Origin of the sequence: Roseicyclus sp. (assembly GCF_965662675.1) — a bacterium.
GTDB lineage: Bacteria > Pseudomonadota > Alphaproteobacteria > Rhodobacterales > Rhodobacteraceae > Roseicyclus.
Window position 1 is genome coordinate 1 of record NZ_CBFIIK010000113.1, and the last position, 8,501, is coordinate 8,501.

8 protein-coding genes are annotated in these 8,501 nt (G+C 65.0%); 1 reads left to right on the forward strand and 7 read right to left on the reverse strand.

The genetic code is table 11. From position 1 onward, the window contains the following. Window positions 1-205, reverse strand: a 205-nt coding sequence (locus ACTG4J_RS13285) for a twin-arginine translocation signal domain-containing protein (protein ID WP_439140226.1), incomplete at its 3' end; no start/stop codon positions are given. A 427-nt stretch (window positions 206-632) separates the two neighbouring features. Here ACTG4J_RS13285 and ACTG4J_RS13290 point away from each other — a divergent pair. Next, the gene (locus ACTG4J_RS13290) at window positions 633-2,096 is read left to right on the forward strand and encodes an aldehyde dehydrogenase (RefSeq protein WP_439140227.1); all 1,464 of its coding nucleotides are present in this window, start codon (window positions 633-635) and stop codon (window positions 2,094-2,096) included. Between the two features lie 66 nt (window positions 2,097-2,162). Here ACTG4J_RS13290 and ACTG4J_RS13295 read toward each other — a convergent pair whose 3' ends face one another. The 6 genes from ACTG4J_RS13295 to ACTG4J_RS13320 all read right to left on the reverse strand — a co-directional run. Continuing rightward, window positions 2,163-3,713 carry a flotillin family protein gene (locus ACTG4J_RS13295; protein ID WP_439140228.1) on the reverse strand — a complete coding sequence of 517 codons (1,551 nt, stop codon included), beginning with the start codon at window positions 3,711-3,713 and terminating at the stop codon, window positions 2,163-2,165. A 21-nt stretch (window positions 3,714-3,734) separates the two neighbouring features. Then, entirely contained in the window at window positions 3,735-4,505 is a 771-nt protein-coding gene (locus tag ACTG4J_RS13300) for a hypothetical protein (RefSeq protein ID WP_439140229.1), read from the reverse strand. Next, window positions 4,505-5,968, reverse strand: coding sequence for an aldehyde dehydrogenase family protein (locus tag ACTG4J_RS13305; protein WP_439140230.1), 1,464 nt, complete (start codon window positions 5,966-5,968; stop codon window positions 4,505-4,507). Before ACTG4J_RS13305 ends, ACTG4J_RS13300 begins: the two co-directional genes overlap by 1 nt. 1 nt (window position 5,969) lies before the next feature. Next, entirely contained in the window at window positions 5,970-7,175 is a 1,206-nt protein-coding gene (locus ACTG4J_RS13310; RefSeq protein WP_439140231.1) for an ATP-binding cassette domain-containing protein, read from the reverse strand. After that, complete coding sequence (locus tag ACTG4J_RS13315) at window positions 7,168-7,902, reverse strand: ABC transporter ATP-binding protein (RefSeq protein WP_439140232.1); 735 nt, start codon at window positions 7,900-7,902, stop codon at window positions 7,168-7,170. The genes ACTG4J_RS13310 and ACTG4J_RS13315 overlap by 8 nt, the downstream gene beginning before the upstream one ends. Then, the coding region (locus ACTG4J_RS13320) for a branched-chain amino acid ABC transporter permease (RefSeq protein WP_439140233.1) at window positions 7,899-8,501 on the reverse strand (603 nt) is incomplete at its 5' end. The genes ACTG4J_RS13320 and ACTG4J_RS13315, both read right to left, overlap by 4 nt.

An 8,501-nucleotide genomic window follows, 5' to 3' on the forward strand; every position in this document is an offset into this window, starting at 1 on the left:
GATGTTCCCACAAGCCCGGATCGAGGCTGTCGGTGGTCGAGCCATGCCCGATGCCGATGCGGAAGGTTCCGCCGCGGGTCTGTGCAGCGGCGCTTGTGGTGGTATGCGGCAAGATCAGCCCTGCCGCGCCGATGGCAGCGGCACCCTTGAGTACGCCGCGACGGCTCGGGGCAAATGCGCTGCCCGTCATGTCGGATTGGTTCATCAGTCGACTCCCTTTGGTCAACGCCGCATGTTGCTTCATGCGGCTTTCATATTGCGTGCGTGATGAGGCCGCCGGTTCCAGCCCGCATCCGCCGTGAGTGTCGGAGCGCAGCGCCCGAGGGCGACGACTCCTGCGCGATCATACTGACGCGTAAGCCCACGCTTTGTCACCAACTTCGTTGTCACAGTGTGCAAGCTGACTATGCCTACTGGCAAACGCATAACAAAAAAATCTTCGTGAACATGATGAAAATATTCGCAATAGGGCAAAAATTTTTGGGGTGACCTGTTTGGTCGCGCGGATCGGTTGAAAAACCGGTTGAAACGGCGGTGTTTCGCGCCGGAAAGAAAGCGGGTCTACGGTCGCATATCCTTGAACATGCGGGTGAATCGTTTAGCGTCGGCACCACACATGGGAGGTGTGGGTCATGACAATGATGATGCGCGATGGGGCGGGGCTCAAGGCGCCGGAAATGATCTTTGTCGATGGCGCATGGGTCGCGCCCACCTCGGGGCGGATGATCGATGTGATCTCGCCCGTGACCGAGGAAAAACTTCTGTCATACCCCGAGGCGGGGACGGCCGATATCGACCGCGCGGTGGCGGCGGCGCGCGCCGCCTTCGACCACGGCCCTTGGCCGCGCATGGCGCCCGCCGAGCGGGCCACTTACCTCAAGCGCGTCGCCAGCCTGATCGAGGGGCGGCTTGACGATATCGCCTGGGCATGGACCAAGCAGGTCGGCGCGCCGATCAGCCTGACCAAGAAGCTGGTGGGCCAGAATGCGACGCTGTTTCGCTATTACGGCGAGTTGATCGAAACCTACCCGTTCCGCGATGACCGTACGCGCGACGATGGCGGCGCGGTGCGTATCTTGCGCGAGCCTGTGGGTGTCTGCGCCGCGATCTCGCCTTGGAACGCGCCGATGGTCTTGCTCAGCTACAAGATCGCGGCCGGCTTGGCTTCGGGGTGCACCATGGTGGCCAAGCCCAGCCCTGAAACCCCGCTCGAGGCCTATATCATGGCCGAATGCATCGAGGCGGCGGGGCTGCCCAAGGGCGTGTTCAACCTTGTGCCCGCCGGGCGCGAGGGGGGCGATCACCTGATCCGCCATCCCGGCATCGACAAGGTCGCCTTTACCGGCTCGACCGAGGTGGGCAAGCATATCATGCGCGTCTGCGCCGACCGCTTGGCGCGGGTTTCGCTGGAACTGGGCGGCAAATCGGCCGCTGTCTTGTTGCCCGATGCCGATTTCGCCCGCGCGATGCCCAGCCTGATGACCTATTCCATGCCGATCACGGGCCAAGTCTGTTTCTCGCTCACGCGGCTTTTGGTTCCGAATGCCCGCAAGGCGGAATTCCTCGACATGTTCTTGTCGGGTGTGCGTGGCCTTAAGGTTGGTGATCCGTCGGACCCTGCAACGCAGATGGGGCCATTGGCGATGTCCCGTCAGCGTGAACGGGTCGAGGGCTATATCGCCGCCGGTCGCGCAGGCGGCGCCACGGTCGCTTGCGGCGGCGGTCGTCCGCGGGGTTTGGATCGCGGGTTTTTCGTCGAGCCGACCGTTCTGACCGATGTGACGCCCGACATGAAGGTGGCACAGGAGGAGATCTTTGGCCCTGTCGTGTCGGTCATCGGTTATGATGATGAAAACGACGCTGCCGCCAAGGCCAACGCCACGGTCTATGGGCTGAACGGCGCGGTCTATGGCCAAGATGTCGAACGCGCCTATGCATTCGCCAAGCGCATGCGCACGGGCGGGCTGACCATCAACGGGCTGATCGTGGACCCCAAGCATCCTTTCGGCGGCTACCGCCAATCGGGCATGGGCCGCGAGGGCGGGCCAGAGGGGCTCGACAATTATCTCGAGGTCAAGACGATCCACATCGCCTGATCCACCGAGCCAAAAGGAAAAAGGGGAGGCGCGCGCCTCCCCTTTTTCATGTCATATGACACCCAATCACTCGTCGCGGCGGCGGCGACGATCCTTGCGGTCCATGCTGCCGTCGCGGATCTCATCGCCGATCTGGTCCAGCACACGATGCAGGTTCGGGGCATGGACCGCTTGTTCCAGAACGGAATCGAGCGCCTGCAAGATCGCGCCGCGCGAGCCCTCGACGCTGCCCACTTGGGTAATGTCGATCTTGCCGATCTTTTCCACGGGCTTGACCATCTCGGCCACGATCTTGGGCATGGACTCGAGCCGGGCCAATTCCACCTCATGGGCAAGCGTCGCCTCGGAGCGGGTGTTTTGCGCCGCGATATGGGCCGCCATCGCGGTCGTTTCGGCCGTGCGCGCGGCCAGCATCGCCTCGGCATCGAATTTCGCCGTCTCGACGCGGTCCTTGGCGACCTTGCGCGCGGTTTCGGCCGCAATCTCGGCACGGCGCGCCGTGGCGGCGGCCTCGGCCTCGGCGGCGATGCGGGCCAGATCGCGCTTGCGTTCGGCCTCGGCGCCCGCCCGCGCGCTCTCGATGGCTTCATGGGCACGAACCGCTTCGGCACGCGCCAGATCAGCCTCGGCTTGCGCACGGCTTTCCTCTTGGCTTTTGGCCAGAACCTCGACGCTGCGATCTTGCTCGGCGATTTCCAGCGCCTTGGCGCGCTTGATTTCAGCCTCGCGGATGGCCTGTTCGCGGGCGATATCGGCGGCCTGGATCTCGCGCTCCATATGGATGCGGGCCTCGGCGGCGGCGCGCTCGGCTTCGGCCTTGGCGCGGGCGATCTCGGCCAGCTGCGCCGACATCAGCGCCTCGACCTGTTGGGCTTGGGCGATCTCGGCGCGGCGTTCTTCAAGGTCGATCTCCATCTTGCGGCGCGCGGCCTCCATCGTGGCGCGGCGCACGCTGACTTGGGTTTCGCCCTCGATCTCGGCGCGCTCGCGCTTGGACAGCGCAATCACCTCGGCGAGCTTGCGCAAGCCCACCGCGTTGAAGGCGTTGTTTTCATCCAGCGCCGAAAACGGCGTCTGGTCGAGCGCTGTCAGCGACACGCTGTCAAGCGACAGGCCGTAGCGCTCCACCACGGGCGAAAGGGCGGTGCGGATCTCGGCCACGAACTCGGCGCGGTTCTCGTGCAGCTCATCCATGCTGCGGCGCGCGGCGACCGCGCGTAGTGCATCGACGAACATCCCCTCGATCAGAAGCCGCAGATCCTCGGGCTGGAAGCTGCGCTTGCCCAAGGCTTGCGCCGCACGCGTGACCGATGCGGCGGTGGGCGGCACCGACAGGTAGAATTCCGCCCCCACATCGACGCGCAGCTTGTCACGCGTGATCAGCGATTGATCGCCCGCGCGCCGCACCTCGAGGCGCATGGTCTGCATGTTGACGCGCGCCACCTCGTGAAACCACGGCAGGGCGATGAAGCCGCCATCGATGGCCACGCGCCGCCCGCCGATGCCGGTGCGCACAAGGCTGACCGCGTTAGAGCTACGTTGGTAAAAGCTCGCGGCCAAAACCACGAGGATGGCCAGAATGACGATCAGCGCGATTGTCCAGAAGATGGTATTCATCGCAGGGTCCTTTCCCGGTGCTCACAGCCCCTCGAGGCTTGTTTGGGTCTCGGCAGATAGTCCGCCATCGGCGGCAAGCGTTGCTCCGGTCAAGCCGGAGGCAAGCGCGGACAACAGAAAAACGGCGGCCGCGGCGGCCTGTTGCTGACCTGTGGTCGCCGCGATGCCGCGCGCGGCGCAAATCGCGGGCGGCAGGCGTCCATCGGGGCTGGCGGTCACAAGACATGCGCTGCGCGGGCCATGCGGCCCCCAAGCGGCGCGGTGTTGCATCGCCCAAGCCTCCATCGCCCAGCCGATCAGCTTGGGTGTCAGCACGGGTTCGGCCATCAGCCCCCAGCGCTGTGCAAATCCCGTGGCGGTTTCCGTGCGAAGCGCAAGGGCCGCGCGGATCAGCGCCATATATTGCGCGCGCGCAGTATCGAAGGCCGCCCCTTGTGTGACGATCACGGCCCCGGCGGCCATGCGCGGCGCGATCCCTTCGGCCAACCGCTTCGGCCCCATCACGCCCCGCATCAGCGCCAGATCGGGGGCGTCTGAAGCATCATAGGCAGGCAATAGGCACAGACCATCCAAGCCATCGGGCAAGGCAGCCGCCAGCCGGTCGATGGCGCCCACATGGCTTGGATCGATATGGTAGAACTCGCTCACATGATCAAAGCCTGTGACCGCGTCGATACCGATCACCTCTGCCCCGGCCTCGGTCGCGGCCTTTGCCACCGCCAGCCCAAGCCCGCGCGCCGATCCAAGGATCGCCACGCGTTTGCCGGACAAAAGGGCGGGCATCTGCATCATCAGAACACCGGCGGGTAGGGGCGGCCGCCACGATCGAGCGTGATCCAGCGAGTCTCGGTAAAGGTCTCGATCGACCAGCGCCCGCCATGCCGCCCAAGGCCAGACGCCTTGGAGCCGCCAAAGGGCACATGGGGTTCGTCATTCACCGAGGAACAATTGACATGGCACATGCCCGTTTCCAGCCGCCGCGCGATGTCGAGCGCGCGCGCCTCGTTCGCGGTAAAGACACCCGCCGACAGCCCGTCTTCGGTGTCGTTGTTGATGGCGATGGCCTCTTCATCCGTGCGGAAGGGGATGACTGGCACCACGGGGCCGAATGTCTCGTCGCGATAAACCAGCATGTCGGGCGTCACATCTGCAAGGATCGTGGGTTCCACGAAGCGGCCATTGATGCCGCCGCCCACGATGACGCGCGCACCTTTGGCGATGGCGTCATCAAGCTGCGCCTTCACGCGGGCCACTTGGCGGTCATTGATCAGCGGGCCGATCACGTTGGATTTGTCGGCGGTATCGCCCACCTTCAGGCGCGCGGCGCGTTCGGCGAAGCGGGCAAGGAATTCAGGGTAGATGCGCTCTTGCACCAGCACCTTCTCGACGCTCATGCAGATCTGGCCTTGATGCATGAAGCTGCCGAAATTGGCGGCTTGGGTGGCGCGCTCCATCTCGGCGTCCTCCAAGATGATCAGGCTGTCCTTGCCGCCCAGCTCCACACAGGCCTTTTTCAAATGCGCCCCGGCCTTGGCCGCAATCGACCGGCCCACCGGCGTCGATCCGGTGAACGAGATGCCCTTGACGAAAGGATGCTCGATCATCTCGTCGCCCATCGCGGCCACATTCTCGCGCGAGCAGGTGATGACGTTGAACACACCCGCCGGAAAGCCCGCCTCATGCAGGATTTCCGCGAAGTACAGCCCGCCGCTATAGGGCGTGTCCTCGGACGGTTTCAAGACGATGGTGTTGCCCGCCGCCAGCGCGAAGGCGAAGCCGCGCGAGGTCAGGATGCCTTGGAAATTCCACGGGCTGATGACCGAGATCACCCCCATCGGATAGCGCACGGCGGTCGAGAACTTGCCGTATTCGGAGGGCAGGATTTCGCCAAGGTTCTGGTAACAGGCGGCAGCGGCCGAGCGAAACACCTCGGCCACGTAATGCGCCTCGAACCCGCCTTTGCCGACCCAACCGCCGCCCTCGGCTTGGGCCGCTGCGATATAATCGGCTGCGCGGCGTTCCCAGATCTCGGCCGCCTTGTGCAAGAGATGCGCGCGCTGGGTGTATTTCATCGCGGCCCAGCCCTTGAAGGCACCATGGGCCGCCTCGATGGCCATGCGGGCCTCGGGGCGGGCGCCGTCGGGGGCCTCGGCGTAAAGCGCGCCGGTCGAGGGATTGATATCGGCGAAACTGCGGGCCGCCTGAACCCATTGGCCGCCGATATACATGCCGCGAAGGCTTTGGGTCTGCGACATCTCAGATCTCCGTGGGTTCGAACTGCGACGAGCCGGGGCGGCGGCGGTAATGGGTGATCGGCGTGCCAGCGCCGCTGCTGCCGGGCGGCGTGTTGGGCGCAGGTGACGCCGTAGCCGTAGCCTGTGGCGCGGCGGGGCGTGCGGTGGGGCGCAGAGGGGGTAGGCCGCTTGTATCGCGCCGCCCCTCGATCGCGCGGCGCGCGGCCTGTTCCATGCTGGCCATCATTTGCGCCAGTGCCGCGTCTTGGGCCGCTGCATGGGTTGGGGGCAAGGTGGTGGGCGCCGGGCGCGAAAGCGTCGGGCGCGGACCTGTCGCCTCGCCTGCCTGCCGTCCGGCGGCGGCCACCACCGCGTCGATATCCACGCCCGAGATTTGCGTGGCCGAGACCGAGGCGTTGGCGGGCGGGCGTGTGGCGAAAGACTTGGGCAAAGCCGCCATCGCGGGTGGAGCGCTGCCACTGGTTTGTGCCGGGCCGGGGGTGGGGCTGCGATGTCCCGATGCCCCGCCCAGATAGGCCGCCTGAACCGCGGGATCGTTTTTCAAGATATCGGCGCGATCCTCGCGCGCGATCTGCCCGTTTTCGAGCAGGTATCCGCGATCGGCGATCCCGAGCGAGAGCTTGGCGTTTTGTTCCACCAGCAAGATACCAAGCCCTGCCGCACGTACCGCCTTGAGGCTTTGGAACAGATCCTTGGACAAGAGCGGCGACAGGCCGAGCGAGGGCTCATCGAGCATCAGGATCGTCGGGTTCGACATCATCGCGCGGCCGATGGCGACCATTTGCTGTTCGCCCCCCGACATGGTCGAGACCGTTTGCCCCGCGCGGTCGGCGAGCTTGGGGAATAGCCGGATCAACCGGTCGTAATTGCCCTCGGCCTCATCACGGGCGCGGTTGGGATTGGCGCCCAGCATCAGGTTTTCCTTGACCGTCAACTCACCGAAAACGCCGCGCCCCTCCGGCACCAAGGCGATGCCTTGCTCGACGACCTTGTGCGCGGGCAGGCCCAGGATCGGCTCGCCCCCCATGCTGACATGGCCTGAGGTCTGCCCCTCGCAAATCCCGGCGATGGCCTTGAGAAGCGTGGATTTTCCCGCACCATTGGCGCCAAGGATGACGACGATCTCGCCCGGTTTGACGCGCAGCGACACCCCTGACAGCGCCCGGTGCTTGCCGTAGCTGACCGCAAGATCGCTGACCTCAAGCATCCTCATCCTCCCCCAGATAGGCGCGGATCACCTCCGCGTCCGAGAGAACCTCGGCCGGTGTGCCTTCGGCGATCTTGGCACCCGATGACATGACCACGCAACGGTCGCACAGGCTTCGGATCGCGTCCATCACATGCTCGACCAGAATGATCGTGCGCCCCTCGTCGCGCAAGCTGCGCACAAGATCGATGCCCGTCGAAAGCTCGGTCGGGTTCAGACCGGCCAGCCACTCATCGAGCAAAAGCACCTCGGGATCGCCTGCCAGCGCGCGTGCCAGTTCTACCCGCTTGGTGTCGATATAGGTGAGCGAGGAAACCGGCAGGCCAATGGATGCGCCCAAGCCCACCCGCTCCAAAAGCTGTTTTGCATGCGCCTCGGCGCTCTTGCCCCATTTGCGGCGATGGCCAAAAACAGCGCCCGCCACGACGTTTTCCACCACGCTGAGTTCCGGCAGAAGGCGCACAAGCTGGAACGTGCGCCCCACGCCCATGCGCGCGGTCTTGTGCGCGGGCAGCCCGCCCAGTTCCGCCCCGTTCAGCCGGATCGAGCCTTCGCTCGGCGGAAACAACCCCGAGATCATGTTGATCATCGTGGATTTGCCCGAGCCATTGGGGCCGATGATGCCCATCACCTCATGCTCGGTGACATCGAAACGCATATCGCGCACCGCGACCAAGCCGCCGAAGCGCTTGGTCACGCCCTGCACCTGAAGGACCGTCCGGCTCATGCGCCGCCCCCCTGATGAAAGCGCCGCCGGATGCGCGCCCACAGGCCGACAAAGCCGCCGGGCAGCACATAGACGATCAGCAAGAACACGATGCCGAGCAACAGAAGGGTCTGGTTCGGCGCTTGGCGCGTGATGAACTCCCACAGAAGCGTGAAGGGGATGACGCCCGCAAGCGGCCCCCAAAGCCGCCCCGTGCCGCCCAACAGCGCCATGATCACCACCTGAAAGGACAAGAGCGGGGCAAAGGCCGTCGAGGGCTCGATGTAGATATAGCGCGGTGCAAGGATCGCGCCGACGGCGGCGGCTGCCATGCCCGGAATGGTGAAAAGCGCGACTTTGGCCAGCGCCGTGTCGATGCCCACATGGCGCGCGACGGTTTCGTCATTGCCGATGATGCGCAGCGCAAAGCCCAGTTTCGAGCGCCCGATCAGCCAGCCCGCCAGATAGACAAGGGCGGCCAGCCCCAGAAGCATCCAGTAGATGTCGCGCTCGGTGATCGGGGTCAGCACATACATGCCGCGCTGGCCTGTCTGGTTTTGCACCCATGTTACGACTTGGCGGACCAATTCGGCCAGGCCGAGCGTGAAGATCACGAAATA

What these genes read in the sequence shown, in the direction of transcription:
- ACTG4J_RS13290 (WP_439140227.1), top strand. Translation starts at nt 633, where the DNA reads ATGACAATGATGATGCGCGATGGGGCGGGGCTCAAGGCGCCGGAAATG.
- ACTG4J_RS13295 (WP_439140228.1), bottom strand. Translation starts at nt 3,713, where the DNA reads ATGAATACCATCTTCTGGACAATCGCGCTGATCGTCATTCTGGCCATC.
- ACTG4J_RS13300 (WP_439140229.1), bottom strand. Translation starts at nt 4,505, where the DNA reads ATGATGCAGATGCCCGCCCTTTTGTCCGGCAAACGCGTGGCGATCCTT.
- ACTG4J_RS13305 (WP_439140230.1), bottom strand. Translation starts at nt 5,968, where the DNA reads ATGTCGCAGACCCAAAGCCTTCGCGGCATGTATATCGGCGGCCAATGG.
- ACTG4J_RS13310 (WP_439140231.1), bottom strand. Translation starts at nt 7,175, where the DNA reads ATGCTTGAGGTCAGCGATCTTGCGGTCAGCTACGGCAAGCACCGGGCG.
- ACTG4J_RS13315 (WP_439140232.1), bottom strand. Translation starts at nt 7,902, where the DNA reads ATGAGCCGGACGGTCCTTCAGGTGCAGGGCGTGACCAAGCGCTTCGGC.